Origin of the sequence: Pyruvatibacter sp. (genome assembly GCF_040219635.1) — a bacterium.
In the GTDB taxonomy this organism is placed as follows: Bacteria; Pseudomonadota; Alphaproteobacteria; order CGMCC-115125; family CGMCC-115125; genus Pyruvatibacter.
Genome location: NZ_JAVJSC010000003.1, coordinates 161,176 through 178,467, shown reverse-complemented (window position 1 = coordinate 178,467; position 17,292 = coordinate 161,176). Strand labels below are relative to the sequence as shown.

Sequence of the window (17,292 nt, the reverse complement as noted above, 5' to 3'; positions counted from 1 at the left end):
TGCCGTCACACCTCATGCCTTTCTTTCCATGTTGCGTAGGCAGGCACAAAACTCGCCGCTGCCAACACCAGAGAAACAAGAAAATTGTATCCTGCGAGGGACAGGCCAAGAAAGGTCCATGCGGGTTTGTCGCAGGGCACGATTTTTGCTCCCGCCAAGGCAGCGTTCAGATCATCAATTGAGCCGGCCATGCCGCCGGTCCCGCCGCACCCCGAAGGTCCTGCCCACCAGCCCCACTCGACGCCCATGTGCCGCAGACCTAGCGCTGCGCTGACAAGAAATATCACACCCACAACCGTCATCAGCCAGGTTGGCCAGTGACCAAGATTGGCTTCGCGCGATACAATGAGGCCAAGAATGACCAACGGAATGGCTGCATAGTAAGGCCACCGTTGCTCAAGGCACAGGGCGCAGGGAATGTAGCCAAGCACATATTCAAAAAACAACGCACCGCCGATGGTGGCTACTGCCAGTACCAGCACAAACAGCGGCGCGCGGCGTGGGGGCATGAGCGTGAAAAGAGCGGACACCAGCTTACTGGCCCATCGCGTTGATGGCTGCACTGAGAATGGCTATCAGCCCCCCGGCCGCACTCAGCAGCACGAATGTCCAGATGATACCCAGAATGGTCCCGGCCAGAACCAGCAAGCCATCACGCTCAATGAAGCCAAGGGACGCTATGGCAATGGCAATGCCCGGCAGTGTATTTGTCAGCGGAAGCGGCACCATGATGGTGAGCGAGAACAGCACAAAGAAAAAGCCGATGATCTGCTCGGTGGGGCGACGGATCAGTGTGCCCAGACGCGGACGGCTAATGTGTTCTAGACGCCGCAGCCACGGTTTGGCGCGGGTGATCATGTCCACCAGACTGGCTTTCTTGAGTGTGCGCTGGCGCAGTTTCTCAGGCAGCCACAGCGTCCGGCGTCCGGCGGCAAGCTGGGCTGCGACAAACACCATGGGCAACGACATGACCTGTGGCACGCCATAGAGAAACGGAATGGCACAAGGCAGGGCGAGCACCAAAAGCACCATGCCAAAGGCGCGCTCGGCCAGCAGGTCAATCAGGGCACCAAGGGGCACCGTGTCGCTGTCAAAACCCCTAATCGCATCCTCCAGCAGATCGGAAGTGCGTTTTTCAGTGGGCGGAACCGTAGTGTCTTCTTTCATGGGAACAGGCTACCAGTCCAAGCCTCACAGGTCGATGAGGCGCAAGTGACGCAGGCTTCCATCGTACCGGAAATGCCCGATTGACGCGCCGTCTCACCCCCCTATGATGCCGCTCCTTTCGTGGCGCCTTTAAGACAGGCCAAAAGGTCTGTTTTGCCCCTGTGGCGGAATTGGTAGACGCGACAGACTCAAAATCTGTTGGGGGTAACTCCGTGCTGGTTCGAGTCCGGCCAGGGGCACCACGAAGGATGCGGGCCGGTATGGGTTGTGGGACTGCTATGTTCCGGCAATCGGGTGTTCCGGCAATCGGGCTGCGCGTGGCTTAACCCATCACCGCCACAATCCGGGTTATGATGCATTGATGCTTTCAATGCTTCCGTTTTCGGTTGGAGATTGATGTGGTGAGTGACAAACAGGCCCCAGCGCGGAAGTCAGACATGTCGTCACAGCCTGCAGTCGATGCGGATACCGCTGGCGCGGCAGCTCCCGCTAATCCGTCTGCACGGCGGCCTGAATACTCCCAAAATACAACCAACCGGCAACATGCCCTTCGGGTCTGGCACCTGTGGATGGCACCGCAAAAGCACAAGGTGTTCGGGGCACTCATTTTGATGGCGCTGGTGGCAATCACCACAAGCGTTTATCCCCTGTTAATTCAGCAAACACTGGATATGGCGAACGAGCGGAACCCGGATGTGTTCTACATACCGATGCTTGTTGTCGGCGTTGTGGTTATCAAGTCGCTCGCCCTTTACTTCCAGACTGTTGTGACAAGCTCGGTGGTGCTGCGGGCACTACAACAAATGCAGATTGCCATGTTCGAGCGGCTGCTGACTGCAGACCTTGCACGGCTCAATCGTGAAGCAACAGGAAGGTATCTTTCACGCTTCACAAATGACGTGAGTATTGTGCGCGAAGGCATGATGCGTGTACTGACGAATGCTGTGCGCGACGTGCTCACGATTATCGGTGTCGCCGCTGCCATGATCTATATGGACTGGTTGCTGGCGCTGGTTGTGCTGGTAATTCTGCCTCTTGCCGCTGTGCCAATCTCGGTGTTGGGCAGGAGGATGCGTCAGGTCTCGGCAGACGCGCAGGCCTACCTGGGTGATATGACCGCGCTGTTGAACGAAAGCCTTTCAGGCGCGAGAATGGTCAAAACCTATGCACTTGAAGACTACGAGCGAAAGCGGTCGGGCACTTTTTTTGAGGGACTGTATGGCTGGACCATGAAACTGGTGCGCGGGCGTGCGCGCGTCGACCCGACGATGGAAATCCTTGGCGGCATTGCGATTGCCGGTGTGCTGTCGTTCAGTGTCTGGCGTATTTTTGACGGCGCAGGCACGGTTGGTGACTTTACAGGATTTATCGCAGCGCTTGCGATCATGGCACCTTCAGCGCGCGCGTTGGGAACGTTGCACGTGGTTTTTCAGGAAAGCATGGCAGCGGTCCAGCGGGTATTTGATCTGCTGGACGAAAAATCGGACATCATTGAGCGTGACGATGCCAAGCCACTGGTCGTAAGCGAGGGCCGCGTCACATTTGAAAATGTTGGATTTGAATACGAAGCAGGCGCACCTGCTCTGACGGATTTTTCACTTGATGTTGCGCCGGGCACTACCGTGGCACTGGTTGGCCCGTCAGGTGCCGGCAAGACGACGGTCATAAATCTCATTCCGCGCCTGTATGATGCGACCGACGGACGTGTTTCCATTGACGGTCAGCGCATCACCTATGTGACCCTCGCGAGCTTGCGACGGGAGATTGCCATCGTCAGCCAGGACGTCACGATGTTCAACGATACTGTGCGCGCCAACATTGCGTTTGGGCGGCTGGATGCAACCGAGGACGAAATAAGGGCTGCTGCCAAAGTCGCGGCTGCCGACGATTTTATCACCGCCATGCCGGAGGGGTATCAAACCATTGTCGGTGACCGCGGTTTCAAGCTGTCCGGGGGCCAGCGTCAGCGGATTGCGCTGGCACGGGCTGTGTTGCGCGACGCGCCGATTTTGCTGCTTGATGAAGCCACCAGCGCGCTGGATGCCGAGAGCGAACGCAAGGTTCAGGATGCGCTTGAAACGTTGCGCAAGGGGCGCACAACGATTGTGATTGCACACCGGCTTGCCACAGTCCGGCAGGCTGACAAAATATGCGTAATGGAAGCTGGCCGGGTTGTGGAAACCGGCACCCACGACGAACTTGTTGCCGCCGACGGGCTATATGCCCGGCTGTGCCGGATGCAGTATTTTGCCGAGGAAACATCTGCCGATGAGGCTGCCCAATAGACAGCGGGCTACTCGCGGCGCAGGATGAAATCGACCAGCACGTCGCCGGCTTTCATGTTCTGGAACCTGGCATTGAGCGCGTCACGGTCATATTCCGTGTTCACCCATGTCATGAAATCGATCGGTTGGCGGGCGTTGCGCGCCTCATACTCTTCCAGGAAAGCATCCAGCACACCTGTTTTGGCCTGCCGTACATGGCCGTAACGCAGGGAAAGCTGTTTTTTTGCTTCTTCAACCCGACGGCCTTCCTTCAGCATCATGTAAAGTGCAGAGCCTATGCCCGCACGATCCGCGCCTGACTTGCAGTGCATTAGGATGGGATACTCAATGGTGGTGAATATTTCCCGTGCGCGATTGAGCCGGTCGATCTGCGGGGCGCCACGGCTTTCAAGAGGCATATCGATCAGCGCAATACCGTATTTCTCACATGCTTCACGTTCCAGCACGTAGGAGCCGCAATTGCGGGCCCCGCGCAGGTTCAAAATGGTCTTGATGCCACGCTCTCTGGCAAGTTTCACATGCTTTGGCCATGGCTGACCTGAACGCCAGGCGCGCGTTGTGATGGGGGAGGGTTGGGCAATCAGCAAGCGGAAGATGCCGTGATCGACAAAGATCATGTCCAAATAGGTTCGTAGCCGTTTCATGAACGATGACGTGTTGTCCTGAGTGCGGTCTATGGCCATGGGATACTTTGACTGGTGCTCTTTGAAAACGATGTCTCGTGTTGCGGCATCATAGGGATCGCAAGTCAGATTGGAAGACGCAGGCGATCATGTGCAAAACCGTGATTTGCCTTTGCGTCCGTTGACGGCACACTTGGTCCCCACACGGCCGGACCAACCGGCCTCAATAAGGGGAAACATCATGAAACCACTTAGTTTGCTGCTGCTGAGGGTCGGGCTCGGGCTGCTGATCGTCATTTGGGCAGTCGTCAAAATCGCAGCGCCGGAAGTCTCGATCGGCATTTCAGACACTTACTATGGCGGGCTGATGAGCAACGCCACGATACAGATGGTACTTGGCATCGCGCAGGCATTGCTTGGAGCGCTGGTTATTGTTGGCTTGTTCAGCCGCATTGCCTATCCGGTGATGGCAGTGGTTCTGGGGCTTGGTGCCTTTGCCGTATGGCCGTCAATTGTGGACCCGCTGGGCCTGATGTTTGGCCAGGAAAATGTGCAGATCCTATTTTTCCCGTCGCTCATCGTATTTTTCGGCACGCTGGTGATGGTGGCATTCCGTGATGACGACACGCTATCGCTGGATGCCCGCCGGGGCTGACGGGGCCGGGTCTTACTTTTTGACACGTGGGTCCAGCAGCGCCTTTAGCCGGTCGCGGAAGGTCTGCGCAGCGAGTGGGTCGTTGCCCAGGCCTGCCGCCCGGTACATCTGCTTGCCGACAATTGCTTCGCCGAAGGCCGACATTGCAGCGAGCAGAATGAAGAAACGGGTATCATCCTTGTCCGGTACGGGGTAGCCGTTCTCGATGGCGTGTCGTGCTGCAATGTCATGCACCAGATCTGTCAGCTCACTGAGCATTTCCCGGCCGCTGCTGTCACCGTTGGTGGCCTCGGTGGGTGTTTGTGTAATGCGGCCCGTGAGCGTTAGCCATGCCAATAGACGGGCGTGGCCTCTGTCTGAAAGCGTGGAGAATACAGCGTCGAGCATCGCACCCGTATCAAGGTTGCCGCTTTGCCCGTTGGCGATAACGTTCATGAGCGCTTCGCGCAGGTGCCGCATGGTGCGATCAACAAGAGCTGCCACAAGCCCCTCGCGGCTTTGAAAGTGGTGCAAAATGGCCGGATGGGAAATTCCCACATCCTTGGCAATATCCTGCAGGCGGATGCCTTCCGGGCCGATGGTAGCAAGGCGCTTTTCTGCAGCGTCCAGTATCAGCCGCCGAGCCTCCTCGCCCGTGCGCCGTACCCGTCGGCGCGGGGACTGGTGCGCGATCGGCAACTCAGGCTTCTTTGCTTTTGTCGGGCCAGTCATCGCGCGGCTGTTTCCATCGGTACGGGCATCGGTAAGGGCGTCGGTACGGGTATGGTCGAACGGTTATGCCCGTGGCGGGGCATCATTGGCAAGCGGGGGCAGGGCGAGTAGCTTGACCCCAGTTTGCTCGGGGGATCGCACGCGTGACCATACTCACACACATCGCCGCACAACCTTTTGGCGATGAAAAGGCTTCACATTCATATGCGCCTTTGCTGCTGCCCCTGCGCAGCCGGCGGCTGGTGATCCGCGATTTTGTATCCGGTGATCTTGGTGCGTTACATGCGTATGCTGAGCGGCGCGAAGTGACACGGTACTTGCTGTGGGGCCCCAACACGGTGGAGCAATCCCGCGCGACGCTGGCAGAGTTCATCGCCCAGCAGGAAGTTGCGCCGCGGGTGCGCTATGACCTGGCGCTGGCGTTGCCCGGCGGTAAGGCAATCGGTGGCATTTCCCTGCATCTCGATGACTTACGGCTCGGCAATGCAGAGATCGGGTACGTCCTGCATTCCGACTATTGGGGAGGAGGTTTTGCCTCCGAGGCTGTGCAGATGGTTGCAACTGCCGCTTTTGCGCAATGGCCGCTCAACCGGCTTTGGGCGCGTTGCATGGAGAGCAACAAGGCGTCACGCCGTGTGCTGGAACGGCTTGGAATGCGGCATGAAGGTACTTTGCTGCGGGCAGAACGTCTGGACGGCGCGTGGCACAACGTCATGATGTACGCTGTGCTGGCTGATGAATGGCGTACACGCGGCTAGGCAGACGCGGTCACCCAATAGCTGAGAACGCCATCCGCCTCTGTTTGCTGCTGCAGATCATGTCCGCTCTCGTTGCAAAAATGGGGTACATCAATGCGTGAGGCCGGGTCCGTTGCATCCAGCCGTACGGTTTTGCCCGGTCCCAGAGTGCGTAGAGCCTTTTGCAACTTCAGAACAGGTAATGGGCACTGCAGGCCAATCGCATCCACGCGCAGAGACGCCGTCGGGGGCCCGTCCGGTGTGCCTGCTCCGGCATAAACCCTTACAGTCTCTACGTCTTTTCCGCCTGCCATGTGCTGTATAGATGTCCGGTTCTGCTTGACCGCGTTTCTGTGAACCTTTTATACCCGCATCAACGTCTTGGGAGGACATCATCTTGCTAAACCGACTTGGAAAAGAAGTTACCTATCTGCGCAGCGCCGTTCGCACGCTGGGACGTCTGAAGGATATTCAGAAGAACCCGGAGCGCACCTGGGCGGATATCATTGAAAATCTGGCCGCCACGAAGCCCAATAATGTGGCCATCTACGGCGAAGACGGCAGCACGATCACCTATCGTCAGCTTGATGAACGGGCCAACCGCTATGCCCGTTGGGCGCTGGCGTCCGGCGCCAAAAAGGGTGATGCGATTGCCCTGCTCATGGAAAACCGGCCCGAATACATCGTGGCCTGGCTTGGCATCGTCAAAATGGGCGCGACGGCAGCGCTCATCAACACCAACCTCACTGGTATGGGTCTTGCTCACTGCCTGAATATCTCAGGTGCGCAGCAGGCGATTGTCGGCGCTGAACTGGCAGACAATTTCTTTGCCGCCAAAGGTCAGTTCGACAAGGAAATCACGCCGTGGATTGAAGGCGGTCAGGTTCAGGGTGCGGAGAGCCTTGATGCGGCTCTTTCGATGTACTCAGCCGAAGATCTGCCCGCTGACACGCGCAGCGATCTCAAGCAGAGTGACAACGCGCTGTTCATCTACACGTCCGGCACGACGGGTCTGCCGAAGGCTGCGAAGATCACTCATTTCAGGCTGCAGACCATGGCCAGTGGTTTTTCGGCCGCCACCAATGCGACCGAAAAAGACCGCATGTACGTAGTGCTGCCGCTCTATCACTCCGCCGGCGGCGTATGTGCGCTTGGCGCGACGCTGACCATCGGCGGTTCAGTGATAGTGAAGCGCAAGTTTTCGGCACGCGAGTTCTGGGATGATTGCGTGAAGCATGAAGCAACGTTGTTCCAGTACATCGGCGAACTGTGCCGCTATCTGCAGAACACGGATGCGCACCCCGCCGAACGCAAACACAAGATCCGTCTTGCAGTTGGCAACGGCCTGCGCCCGGAAATCTGGGAGCCGTTCCAGAAGCGCTTTAACATTCCCAGGATTGTCGAGTTCTATGGCGCAACTGAAGGCAATATCGCGCTTATGAACTATGACGGCACGGTAGGCTCGGTTGGTCGTATTCCAGGTTACGCCAAAAATACGTTCAACGTGGAAATCGTAAAGTTCGACATTGAAAGCGAAGAGCCCGTGCGCGGCCCAGACGGGCTGTGCATCAAGTGCGGCCCCGACGAAGTGGGGGAGGCGATCGGCAAGATCATTGAGGATCCTTCCAAGCCTACAGGGCGCTTTGACGGCTATGCGGACCCCAAGGCAACAGAAAAGAAAATCCTTCGTGACGTGTTTGAAAAAGGCGACCGCTGGTTCCGGTCCGGCGACCTTCTGAAACAGGACAAGCGCGGCTACTTCTATTTTATGGACCGGATCGGTGACACATTCCGCTGGAAAGGCGAGAATGTGGCCACATCGGAGGTGGCGGAAGCCATATCCGTGTTCCCCGGCATCAAGGAAGCCAATGTGTATGGCGTCGCCATTCCGGGTACGGATGGTCGTGCAGGCATGGTATCCATGGTGGTGGCAAATGAACCGGACTGGGACAAGTTCAAGGCTCACCTGAACGACAACCTGCCGGTCTATTCGCACCCGGTATTCGTGCGCTTGCAGGAGGAAGTGGAAATCACCGGCACCTTCAAGCACCGCAAGGTTGACCTTGTGAAAGAAGGGTTTGAGCCAGACAAGATTTCAGACCCGATCTACTTCTTTGATCCGCGTGTGAAGAAGTATGTGCGGCTTGAGGAGAGCGTATACAACGACATTATGTCGGGTGGCCTGAAGCTCTGACGCGCCTTGCTCTTGAATAAAACAAACGGGGCGGCAGATAACTCTGCCGCCCCGTTTTTGAATATCGCACCAGTCTTCAGGCGATGCTGCGGTCAAGCTGGAGACCGGAATCCCGCTCCCCCTCCGGCTTGACCGTACGCTTTGCCGAGGTGCTACTCAGCCGCAGGTTTCGCCTTCTTCTTTTCCTCGTCCTCGTAGTGCTGCTGGATCGTGGTCATGGCTGCTGACATAGCCTGACCGATGAACTCTTCCGCATTGTCCGTTGCCCAGCCGAAGCTGCTACGGCGCGCATCATTCATCTTTTCGATCTCTGGGGTGACGTGGCGCTGCCACAGCTCATACGACTTCTTGGTGTTGTCAAAATCTGCCCAGTTATGTGCCAGTTGCAGGAAGCAGCCGAAGCCGGGCATTTTTTCTTCAAGCCGCCTGATCTGCGCGATGGCGTCATCAGGCGTGCCCACAATGCCCTGCCCGCTTTCGATCATCGCGTCCAGTGGGTCTTTGCTGGCATCGGCATTGGGCGCTGCCATCGGGTTGATGGAGTTGAAATAATCCGACCATTTGTGGAAGCCGAACTTCACGTTCTCCATTGCCTTTTCGCGGGTTTCAGCAATGTGGATCGGGCCAACAAGGCGCAGGCAATCCGGGTCCATGATGCGACCGTGTTCCTTGGCCACCTGCTGGGCCACTTCCCAGTTGATGGCCAGCGCGTCGTAGCCTGATGCATTGGTGGCAGCGACGCAGAGCATACCCAGTCCGTATTTGCCCGCCAGCTTGCCGCCGGACGGCGTGACGGAACTGGCAACGGCCACTTCCGGGTGTGGGTTGGAATAGGGTGTGAGCTGCAGGCGGGCGTTTGTGAGTTTGTACCACTCTGTTTCCTCGGTCACCGTCTCGCCGTTGAACAGACGCATGATGACATCAAGCGCTTCCACCATCCGCGGTCGCTGTTTGGCAACTTCAATGCCCAACATCATGGCGTCTGATGGCAACAGGCCGGGGCCCGCGCCAAACATCACCCGCCCTTTTGTCTGGTGATCTAGCTGGATGATGCGGTTGGCAGTTGTCAGGGGGTGGTGATAGGGCAGTGAGATAACGCCGGTGCCCAGCTTGATACGGCTGGTGCGTTCAGCGACGGCTGCAATAAACACTTCCGGGGATGCAATAATTTCATAGCCGGCCGAGTGATGTTCGCCGATCCAGGCCTCGTCGTAGCCTATGCGGTCCAGATGCTCAATCAGTTCCATGTCCCGCTGGATGCACAGGGTTGGGTCTTCGTCCAGCGGATGGAACGGAGCCAGGAAAATGCCGTTACGCTTGCGGCCTTTAGGTTGAGACATTTTGATTTCCTCCGTATACGGCTTTATTGCCGTGTGGGTTGTTATGGGCGCGGCTTGAGGCCGCCCAGTATCAGTGTCAGCAGGTCAGTGTGCAGTGTAGCAATATCCACCTGTGTGCCCGCGCCAGACCAGCGGGCGGTGAACGCGCCCCATGTCGAGATGAGGGCGGTGGCGGCCAGAGACGGATCAAACGCTTTCGAAAACTCGCCTGTTTTTTGACCGTCTGTGATGATGGCCTTAACCAGATCCACGACGTCACGATTTGCGGCATGTGCAGCTGGCATGAGAGCGGGCTGGTTCAGAAATTCGCGGGCCATCTGCCGCATCACAGCAGCGTTGCTCTCCCATTCGTTGACCAACGCTGTCACAAATAAATGCAGGCGCTGTTCGGCAGTGGCAGGCGCTGCGTTTGTTTCCAGGGCCAGGCGCGCAACAAGTTGTGCGTTAAACTCTTCAATGAGCGCCGCCTTGCTGGCGAAGTGCAAAAAGAATGTGGCCTTCGCAATGCCCGCAGCGTCGCAAATCTCCTCGATGCGCACATCATCGAAGCTGCGCGCACCAAAAAGCTGCATTGCAGATGCAAAGATATCACGGCGTGTGCGCGCCTTGCGCTGGGCGCGCTTGTCGGGGGCAGAGGCTGCAACTGGAGGCTGGGTCGAAATGGTGCGGCTCCTTGATTGTGCCGTTGGCGGCAGGACTTTGGCCGATAATCAACTGGCTGGACTCCAGTCTAGTTTTCGGGTGTGGTTTGAGTCAAAGTTCTTGCCGGCAAACGCCACCTAAAAAGAGCACATGAGGAAACTAAACTATGAAAGCTGCCATTTTTCACGAGCCGGGCAAGCCTTTGACCATTGGGGATGTGGCATCGCCAGACCCTGGTCCGCACGAACTTGTGCTCAAGGTGAAAGCGTGCGGCATTTGCGGGTCTGACCTGCACTGCACCGAGCACGGCCCGTTCCAGCTACCTGGCAATACGGTGATGGGGCATGAGTTCTCCGGCGAGGTAGTGGGGCTTGGCAGTGCGGTTGCGGGACGCTTTTCCGAAGGCGACCGGGTGACGGCGCTGCCGATCATCATTCCGCCGATCCCGCCTGTAGGCCTGGAAGACGCTGAACCGTGGATGCGATCTGACATGCAACCAATCGGTCTTGGTGTGGTTCCGGGCGCCTACGCGGAATATGTGCGCGTGGGCGTTGGGCAGACCAAGCGGCTGCCGGAGAATGTGAGTTTTGAGCAGGGCGCTTTGGTGGAGCCACTTGCCGTCGGTCTTCATGCTGTAAACCGTGCTGAGATGCGCTCCGGCGACAATGTGCTGGTATTGGGTGCGGGGCCCATCGGGCTTGCGTCTATTGCCTTTGCCCAGCGGATGGGGGCGGCGCATGTGATTGTCAGCGAAATGACGGATCAACGCCGTGCACTGGCTGAAAGCGTTGGCGCCACAGGCACGATTGACGCCAGGGGCAATGTGCTTGAACAGTTTGCTGAAAAGACCGGGGCCATGATGCCGGACGTTGTGATTGAAGCCGTCGGCATTCCCGGCATGGTTCAGCAGGCGATTGATTTTGTCAGACCGAAGGGACGTGTTGTGGTGGTTGGCGTATGTCAGCAGCAGGACACGATGATGCCGATGGTTGCCATTATGAAAGAGGTCGGCGTGCAGTTCGTTCTGGGCTATGAGCCGCGCGACTGGGACACGGTATTGTCGTTCATTGCCGGCGACCGGCTGAAGGTGGAGCATCTGGTGACACACCGGGTTGGCTTTGACGCGTTTCCCGATGCATTCGAAGCCCTTCGCACACCCAGCGACCAGTGCAAGGTGATGCTCAAACCTGAGTAATGTTGCGGATATCCCGGAAGGTTTTTCTTCCTGTCAGGTCTGGACACTAAAAGTCTGTTCAAGGCGACGGCAAGACAACGAGGCTCAGCCCGGCAGTACCCAAAAGCCCGCGCGGGGAAAGTGAACAACGACTTCGCCAACGCGCTCGTCCTCGCGCTTGATCGCTATGTGACCAGCGCTTGAGGAAACCAGTGTGCCTGCGATGGGATCGCGGCCGTAGTCGTCAGCCATTACCTGCACAGTCATGCCCGGCTTGAGGCCGTTGGGCTCGTTAGGGTCTTCGTGTTCAACGGTTGTGCTTGTGGCGTCTTTGGCAATCGCGATTGCGTCTTCGTTGCTCATCTCGTGGCGTGTGCCGTGGCCGATTTCGCGCACCCGAAGTTCCCAGGCCTGCACCGCCTTGAAGCTGTCAAACAGCGCGCCGCCGTTTGGGTTGGCGGCGCGGGCAAACCAGATATTGTAATAGGCAGATGCGTCAGCGATGCCGGGCGCGTTACCAAGCAAGAACTTGCGTCCGTCCGCAAGCTGGCTTTCCAGCATGTCCAGATGCGCGCGCATCTGCTCCAGCATCACGGGAACAGCCTGCTTCATTTCGTCGGTATTGAATGATTGGCCCGACAGCGCTTCGCGGTCCTTCTTGAAGCTCTCATCCACATGCTCGCCGATGCTGCCAAAAGTGATGGCCACGTTAGCGCGGAAGATTTCGCGGTCAGTCCAAAACCCAAGTCCGGCCCCAAGGCCATTGCTGTCGGGCATGGTGGTTGTAGGAAAGCGGCGATCAAGCTCACGGATGATCATCTGGCTATCGCAATAGATGTCCGCGCCGATCTGCATCACCGGGATTTTGCGATAGCCACCTGTGAGGCACACAAGGTCAGGCTTTGGCATGATAACAGGCTGATCTACCGCGTACCATTCAATGTCTTTGATGCCAAAAATGACCCGCACTTTTTCCGAGAAGGGCGAGATTTCATATTGGTGGAAGATAATTCTTTCGCTCACGTGATTAAACTCCGGGTGCGCAATGATTGTTTATGAAAATGGCCACACAAAGCGGATGGTGTCACTCTTGATGCCCTCCGCCACGATGTTGAGGCCGCCTGACCGCACCATCCACTCAAGGCGGTGGTCGCGGTATTGACGTTTGAACACGCCGGATGAAATGAGATCACCCACCTGCGCCATGTCGCCAAGCGATGCCATGGCTTGTTCCTGTGTGGTGGCCACACTGGGGCGGGCGTTGGCACGTTCAAGCCATGTTGCAAGGTTGCTGCCTTTGTCCGGTGAGAAGCCGAAACTTGCGGCGCCGTTGATGAACGGTGCGACGCTCAGGTCGGCCCAGCCGAAGTGCTTGCCATTAAACCACTGTGCATCGACCAGCTTGCGGTTCAGCCAGGCATGCGCCTGCGCTAATTGCTCACCGGCAGCGGCAGTCAGCCTGTCGGCGTCGGCACCGGTCGCGCGTTTGAAAAAATGGATTTCGCCCAGCGCCCAGGTGATGGCTTCGTAGTGGGTGTCCATTATGTCCTCAATCATTCGCGCGCGAGCACGGGCGATTGGGCTTTCAGGCAGCATTGGCGGCGTTGGCCATGTCTCCTCAATGTATTCAAGTATGATTGTTGAATCGAAGATCGTCACGCCACCGTGGATTAAGGCGGGCACCTCTATGCGCGGAGATGCCTCGCGAAACTCGCCGCCGGCAAGGCCGGTACCCACAGCATCCGGCATTTTGGTTTCAAATGTGATGCCTTTTTCGCGCAGGGATATTTTGCATTTCTGGGCATAAGGCGAAAGCGGGTGTTCATAAAGAGTGATGTCGGTCATGTGGGAGTTCCTCAGGCGCTGCGGCTTACACCTGCTTTGATTTTCTCAAGGCGGCCTGCTGCGACCGGCCCGGATTCGATCTCTATGTCCATGGTTTCAAGAAACGCACAGACCATCTGATAGACGCCGATAACCACAACAAGCTCCGTAGTCTGATTATCACCCAGATGAGCGTGAGCCGCGGTGAAGCTCTTGTCGCTGGCGCGGGTGTTTTCGATAATGTCATCTGCCAGAACAAGGGCCGCGTTTTCAGCATCATTCAGGAGGGGCGAAGGCAATGTACCGCCCGCAGCCATGATGCGCTCTTCGGCCATGCCCAATTCGCGCGACACCCGCTCGTGATGCCACACTTCATATTGCGCAGCATTTTTGTGGCCGACGCGCAGAATAGTGAGTTCGCGTAACTCAGGGTCCAGCGTGCCGTCATTCAGGTAGGCGTTGACGAGCGCCATGAAGGGCGCGAAGGCAGCGCCAGACCGCGCCATCATCTTGAAGACGTTAAGGTCCGGCAGGTCGGCCAGAAGTGCAGCGTTTTCAGAGCTGATGTCGCCGGAGGACGGGTAGGGGATGCGCGGCATTGCTACTTCCGCCTTTTGTCGAGCTCGGCCATCCAGCCAAATAGCGTTGCGGTATCGGGTCGGGGATCACCAGAAAACTCGTGATAGAGAGTTGCGACATTGACGGCGATGCGTTCGCCATCACCCCAGCTATCATAATCGCTCATATCGATGTCCTGCGCGGCGTCGAAGCAGGAGAGGCCCGCGTCATAGCGCTTGCGGGCTTCATCGCGCACATAGATCAGATACTGCTGAAGCGCCTTCACGCCTTTTTTGTCCGTGATCGGACCGTGGCCAGGCACAACTGTTTCAACATCCATGGCGCAGATGGCGTCACAGGCTTTGATCCAGTTTTCAACGGGGCCTTCCCACAAAATCGGGTGTCCCTCGATGAATAGAATGTCGCCTGTATACACAGTTTTGTTGTCGGGCACATGCACGATGATGTCGCCGGGGGTATGTGCGGGGCCAACGCTCAACAGGTGAATGCTCTTGTTGCCGACTGTGCGTGTCAGCGACCCTTCAAACGTCGTTGTAGGAAGGGTTGGTGTCACGCCCTTGAAGTCGAACGCCCCAAAACACTTGGTGAGGTAGGTGCCAAGGTCGCCCAGGTCCGGGGCTGCATCCAGAAAGCCTGCCAGCATGGTAGGCGGTTCGTGGGCCATGGCTTCGGCCGCAAGCTTGTGCGCAATGATCTCGGCTCCCTCACAGCATTCGTTGCCATAACAGTGGTCGCCATTGTGATGAGTGTTGACAAGCATACCGATTGTCTCAGCGGCTTTAGGCTCAGCCTTGCGGTATGCGCTCAGCATGTCGCGGGTAAGTGGAACATCAAAAAGTGTGTCGATGATGAGAGACTGGTCACCGTCCACGACCATGCCGGAGTTTGACCAGCCCCAGCCGCCGTCAGGCTGTAGCCAGGCATAGGCACCGTCACCCAGATCGTGCAGCCCTTTGGTGTAGGTATACTTGGGGATACCAAGTCCGGTCGTTGGATGGGTCACGTGCAGGCTCCTACTTCGTGCGCGTCATGTTGGCGAGGTCGGGCACTTCGCCAGGCTCAAGATCCACCTCGAAGGTCTCAAGGTAGCGCGACACCAGCATGTAAAAGCCGATAGTGATAGTGAGTTCCTGGAGTTGGCGGGGACCAAGTTTTTCAAGAAGCGGATGGAATGTTGCGTCCGATGCTTTGACGTTGTTCACCACATCATCCGCATACGCGATGACCTGCGCTTCTGTCTCGGAAAGGTCTGTAACGTCGCCGGTGCGAGCCGCCTCGATCAGCGCTTCGCGCATTTTCATCTGGCGCGAGATAGTCTCGTGCTGTTGCACTTCATATGCTGCCCCCGACAAATGCCCGACGCGCAGAATGGCAAGCTCGCGCAGTTCAGGGTCTATTTCTGTTTCTGACAGAATACCGCCGCCAAACTGCATGAAGCGTCCGAACAGGGGGCCAGTATGGGCCAGCATCCTGAAGATATTGATGGGCGGGGCGTTCTTGAATGCTTTGGCGGACAGTCCGTCCAGCGTCGCCGGATCGGCATATTCAATGCGGGCCATAGGGGTTTCCTCGTTCGCACCGACTTTGCACTTGATTATCTGTCAGAATGTCGGGGGTTGAGCATAGCCCTCCCTTTGCAGGCAAGGCGAGTGCGGAATCAGCGTTTTTGGTGCAAAACGCGCGTCATTATGCGGGTTGTGATTGCCATGGCGCGGCCACGCGTTAGACTTCCTCCCAAGTGGACAAGAAACAAGTCCTGCACAGATCAGGGCAGCCTTGGGGAGTAGCCAGATGATTGATTTTGACAACATAAAAGTGATTGGTGACATCACGCGCTTTCAGGCGCGCACCCGCCCGGATCATATTGCACAGATTTTTGAAGGCCGTGAGACCAGCTACGGCGAGCTTGATCGGCGTGCCTGCCAGGTGGCACAGGGTCTGATCGCTGAAGGCATCAAGAAAGACTCCCGCATTGCTTTCATGGGCAAGGGCTCAGACCATTATTTTGAAATGCTCAACGGGGCATTCAAGGCCGGTGCTGTTGTGGTTGGTGTCAACTGGCGTCTGGCCGGGCCGGAAGTGGAATACATTCTCACCGACAGCCACTCCGAAATCGTTTTCGTCAGCGAAGACTTTTACGACACGGTGGCGGCTGTTCTCGACAAGTGCCCGAACGTGCGCAAGGTCATCGCGCTCGATGGTGGCCATGCGGAATGGGAGTCCTTTACGCAGTGGCGTGACAAGTTTGAGGCCACTGATCCGCATGTTGAGATGGGTCCGGATGACGACATCATTCAGCTCTATACGTCAGGTACCACCGGTTACCCCAAGGGCGTGCAACTCACCAACGCCAACTACCTGTCCATTCTCGATCAAGCAGAGCGGGCCGGGTGGGCGCAGTGGGAACCTGAAGACAAAAACCTTGTAGTGATGCCGCTGTTCCATGTGGCGGGGGTGAATGTCGGTGTGATTGGCCATGCGCAAGGCTGCACCAACATCATCATGAAGGATGTGGACCCGGCGGGCATTCTGGATGCCATCACCGAACACCGTTTGACGATTGCGTTTATGGTGCCTGCGGTCATCCTGTTCCTCACCATGATGCCAAATGTGAAGGAGGTGGATTATTCCTGCCTCAAATACATTCTGTATGGCGCATCACCCATTCAGGAATCTCTGCTGCTGCAGGCGCAGGAGCTGTTTGGCTGTAATTTCATCCAGGTGTACGGGCTAACTGAAACAGCAGGTGGAGCAACCGTGCTGCGACCGGAGCATCATGACCCGGCGCTTGGCAAGCTGCGTTCCTGCGGACAACCGAGCCCCGGTGTTGAAATCCGCATCGTGGATGAGGCTGGCAATGAGGTGCCGACAGGTGAGGTGGGCGAGATCACGCTCAAGTCCGCCTGCATCATGAAAGGCTACTGGAACCGGAAGGAAGCCACGGAAGAGGCTGTCCGCGACGGTTGGTTCTATACGGGTGATGCGGGCTACGCAGATGATGAGGGTTTCATCTACATTCATGATCGGGTGAAGGACATGATCGTGTCCGGCGGCGAAAATGTGTATCCGGCCGAAGTTGAAAACGCGTTGTTCAAGCATCCTGACATTGCCGACGTTGCTGTTGTGGGTGTGCCTGATGACAAGTGGGGTGAAGCTGTGAAAGCCATTGTCGTTCCGGAAAAGGGCAAGACACCTGACCCCAAGGAAATCATCAGCTGGGCGAAGACTCAGATCGCCGGTTATAAAGTGCCCAAGACGGTGGACTTCATCGACGCGCTGCCGCGTAATCCGTCGGGCAAGATTTTGCGCCGCGAGTTGCGTGACCCGTATTGGGAAGGCCGCGACCGGAAGGTTGGCTAGC

The 17,292-nt window shown here is 57.3% G+C and carries 18 protein-coding genes and 1 tRNA gene; 7 read left to right on the top strand and 12 right to left on the bottom strand.

Annotated features, from left to right (window positions below; genetic code table 11):
* Positions 1 to 5 precede the first annotated feature (5 nt).
* Positions 6 to 530, bottom strand: coding sequence for a disulfide bond formation protein B (locus RIB87_RS04250; RefSeq protein ID WP_350143845.1), 525 nt, complete (start codon positions 528 to 530; stop codon positions 6 to 8).
* A gap of 4 nt (positions 531 to 534) precedes the next feature.
* The gene (locus tag RIB87_RS04245; protein WP_350143843.1) at positions 535 to 1,167 is read right to left on the bottom strand and encodes an exopolysaccharide biosynthesis protein; all 633 of its coding nucleotides are present in this window, start codon (positions 1,165 to 1,167) and stop codon (positions 535 to 537) included.
* Between the two features lie 155 nt (positions 1,168 to 1,322).
* Between RIB87_RS04245 and RIB87_RS04240 the strand changes: the two genes are divergently transcribed.
* A tRNA-Leu gene (locus RIB87_RS04240) sits at positions 1,323 to 1,409 on the top strand.
* Between the two features lie 195 nt (positions 1,410 to 1,604).
* Positions 1,605 to 3,452 carry an ABC transporter ATP-binding protein gene (locus RIB87_RS04235; protein WP_350143841.1) on the top strand — a complete coding sequence of 616 codons (1,848 nt, stop codon included), beginning with the start codon at positions 1,605 to 1,607 and terminating at the stop codon, positions 3,450 to 3,452.
* Between the two features lie 8 nt (positions 3,453 to 3,460).
* Here RIB87_RS04235 and RIB87_RS04230 read toward each other — a convergent pair whose 3' ends face one another.
* Positions 3,461 to 4,135, bottom strand: coding sequence for a fused DSP-PTPase phosphatase/NAD kinase-like protein (locus RIB87_RS04230; protein WP_350143839.1), 675 nt, complete (start codon positions 4,133 to 4,135; stop codon positions 3,461 to 3,463).
* Positions 4,136 to 4,316: 181 nt separating this feature from the next.
* On the opposite strand from RIB87_RS04230, the gene RIB87_RS04225 reads away from it, so the two are divergent.
* The gene (locus RIB87_RS04225; RefSeq protein WP_350143837.1) at positions 4,317 to 4,730 is read left to right on the top strand and encodes a hypothetical protein; all 414 of its coding nucleotides are present in this window, start codon (positions 4,317 to 4,319) and stop codon (positions 4,728 to 4,730) included.
* A 12-nt stretch (positions 4,731 to 4,742) separates the two neighbouring features.
* Here the strand turns inward: RIB87_RS04225 and RIB87_RS04220 are convergent, their stop codons facing one another.
* Positions 4,743 to 5,441 carry a TetR/AcrR family transcriptional regulator gene (locus RIB87_RS04220; protein ID WP_350143835.1) on the bottom strand — a complete coding sequence of 233 codons (699 nt, stop codon included), beginning with the start codon at positions 5,439 to 5,441 and terminating at the stop codon, positions 4,743 to 4,745.
* Positions 5,442 to 5,584: 143 nt separating this feature from the next.
* Between RIB87_RS04220 and RIB87_RS04215 the strand changes: the two genes are divergently transcribed.
* On the top strand, positions 5,585 to 6,199 hold the full coding sequence (locus RIB87_RS04215) for a GNAT family N-acetyltransferase (protein WP_350143833.1): 615 nt from the start codon (positions 5,585 to 5,587) through the stop codon (positions 6,197 to 6,199).
* Here RIB87_RS04215 and RIB87_RS04210 read toward each other — a convergent pair.
* Entirely contained in the window at positions 6,196 to 6,492 is a 297-nt protein-coding gene (locus RIB87_RS04210) for a sulfurtransferase TusA family protein (RefSeq protein ID WP_350143831.1), read from the bottom strand. The genes RIB87_RS04215 and RIB87_RS04210 overlap by 4 nt on opposite strands.
* 83 nt (positions 6,493 to 6,575) lie before the next feature.
* Between RIB87_RS04210 and RIB87_RS04205 the strand changes: the two genes are divergently transcribed.
* The gene (locus RIB87_RS04205; RefSeq protein WP_350143830.1) at positions 6,576 to 8,372 is read left to right on the top strand and encodes a long-chain-acyl-CoA synthetase; all 1,797 of its coding nucleotides are present in this window, start codon (positions 6,576 to 6,578) and stop codon (positions 8,370 to 8,372) included.
* A gap of 152 nt (positions 8,373 to 8,524) precedes the next feature.
* Here the strand turns inward: RIB87_RS04205 and RIB87_RS04200 are convergent, their stop codons facing one another.
* Together RIB87_RS04200 and RIB87_RS04195 are read right to left on the bottom strand one after the other, a co-directional pair.
* Positions 8,525 to 9,712 (bottom strand): LLM class flavin-dependent oxidoreductase, encoded by a 1,188-nt coding sequence (locus tag RIB87_RS04200; RefSeq protein WP_350143828.1) that lies wholly within the window; start codon positions 9,710 to 9,712, stop codon positions 8,525 to 8,527.
* 41 nt (positions 9,713 to 9,753) lie between these two features.
* Positions 9,754 to 10,299 carry a TetR/AcrR family transcriptional regulator gene (locus RIB87_RS04195; RefSeq protein ID WP_350145559.1) on the bottom strand — a complete coding sequence of 182 codons (546 nt, stop codon included), beginning with the start codon at positions 10,297 to 10,299 and terminating at the stop codon, positions 9,754 to 9,756.
* A 221-nt stretch (positions 10,300 to 10,520) separates the two neighbouring features.
* Between RIB87_RS04195 and RIB87_RS04190 the strand changes: the two genes are divergently transcribed.
* Entirely contained in the window at positions 10,521 to 11,549 is a 1,029-nt protein-coding gene (locus RIB87_RS04190) for a zinc-binding dehydrogenase (RefSeq protein ID WP_350143826.1), read from the top strand.
* An 84-nt stretch (positions 11,550 to 11,633) separates the two neighbouring features.
* On the opposite strand, the gene RIB87_RS04185 is transcribed toward RIB87_RS04190, so the two are convergent.
* From RIB87_RS04185 to RIB87_RS04165, 5 genes are read right to left on the bottom strand one after another with little or no spacing between them, the layout of a single operon-like run.
* Positions 11,634 to 12,551 carry a glutathione S-transferase family protein gene (locus RIB87_RS04185; protein ID WP_350143824.1) on the bottom strand — a complete coding sequence of 306 codons (918 nt, stop codon included), beginning with the start codon at positions 12,549 to 12,551 and terminating at the stop codon, positions 11,634 to 11,636.
* Between the two features lie 30 nt (positions 12,552 to 12,581).
* Complete coding sequence (locus RIB87_RS04180) at positions 12,582 to 13,373, bottom strand: glutathione S-transferase family protein (RefSeq protein ID WP_350143822.1); 792 nt, start codon at positions 13,371 to 13,373, stop codon at positions 12,582 to 12,584.
* A gap of 11 nt (positions 13,374 to 13,384) precedes the next feature.
* The gene (locus tag RIB87_RS04175; protein WP_350143820.1) at positions 13,385 to 13,951 is read right to left on the bottom strand and encodes a carboxymuconolactone decarboxylase family protein; all 567 of its coding nucleotides are present in this window, start codon (positions 13,949 to 13,951) and stop codon (positions 13,385 to 13,387) included.
* Between the two features lie 2 nt (positions 13,952 to 13,953).
* Positions 13,954 to 14,934 (bottom strand): MBL fold metallo-hydrolase, encoded by a 981-nt coding sequence (locus RIB87_RS04170; RefSeq protein ID WP_350143817.1) that lies wholly within the window; start codon positions 14,932 to 14,934, stop codon positions 13,954 to 13,956.
* Positions 14,935 to 14,944: 10 nt separating this feature from the next.
* Entirely contained in the window at positions 14,945 to 15,490 is a 546-nt protein-coding gene (locus tag RIB87_RS04165) for a carboxymuconolactone decarboxylase family protein (protein WP_350143815.1), read from the bottom strand.
* 232 nt (positions 15,491 to 15,722) lie between these two features.
* Here RIB87_RS04165 and RIB87_RS04160 point away from each other — a divergent pair, with 232 nt between their 5' ends.
* Entirely contained in the window at positions 15,723 to 17,291 is a 1,569-nt protein-coding gene (locus RIB87_RS04160; RefSeq protein ID WP_350143813.1) for a fatty acid--CoA ligase, read from the top strand.
* Position 17,292: the final 1 nt, after the last annotated feature.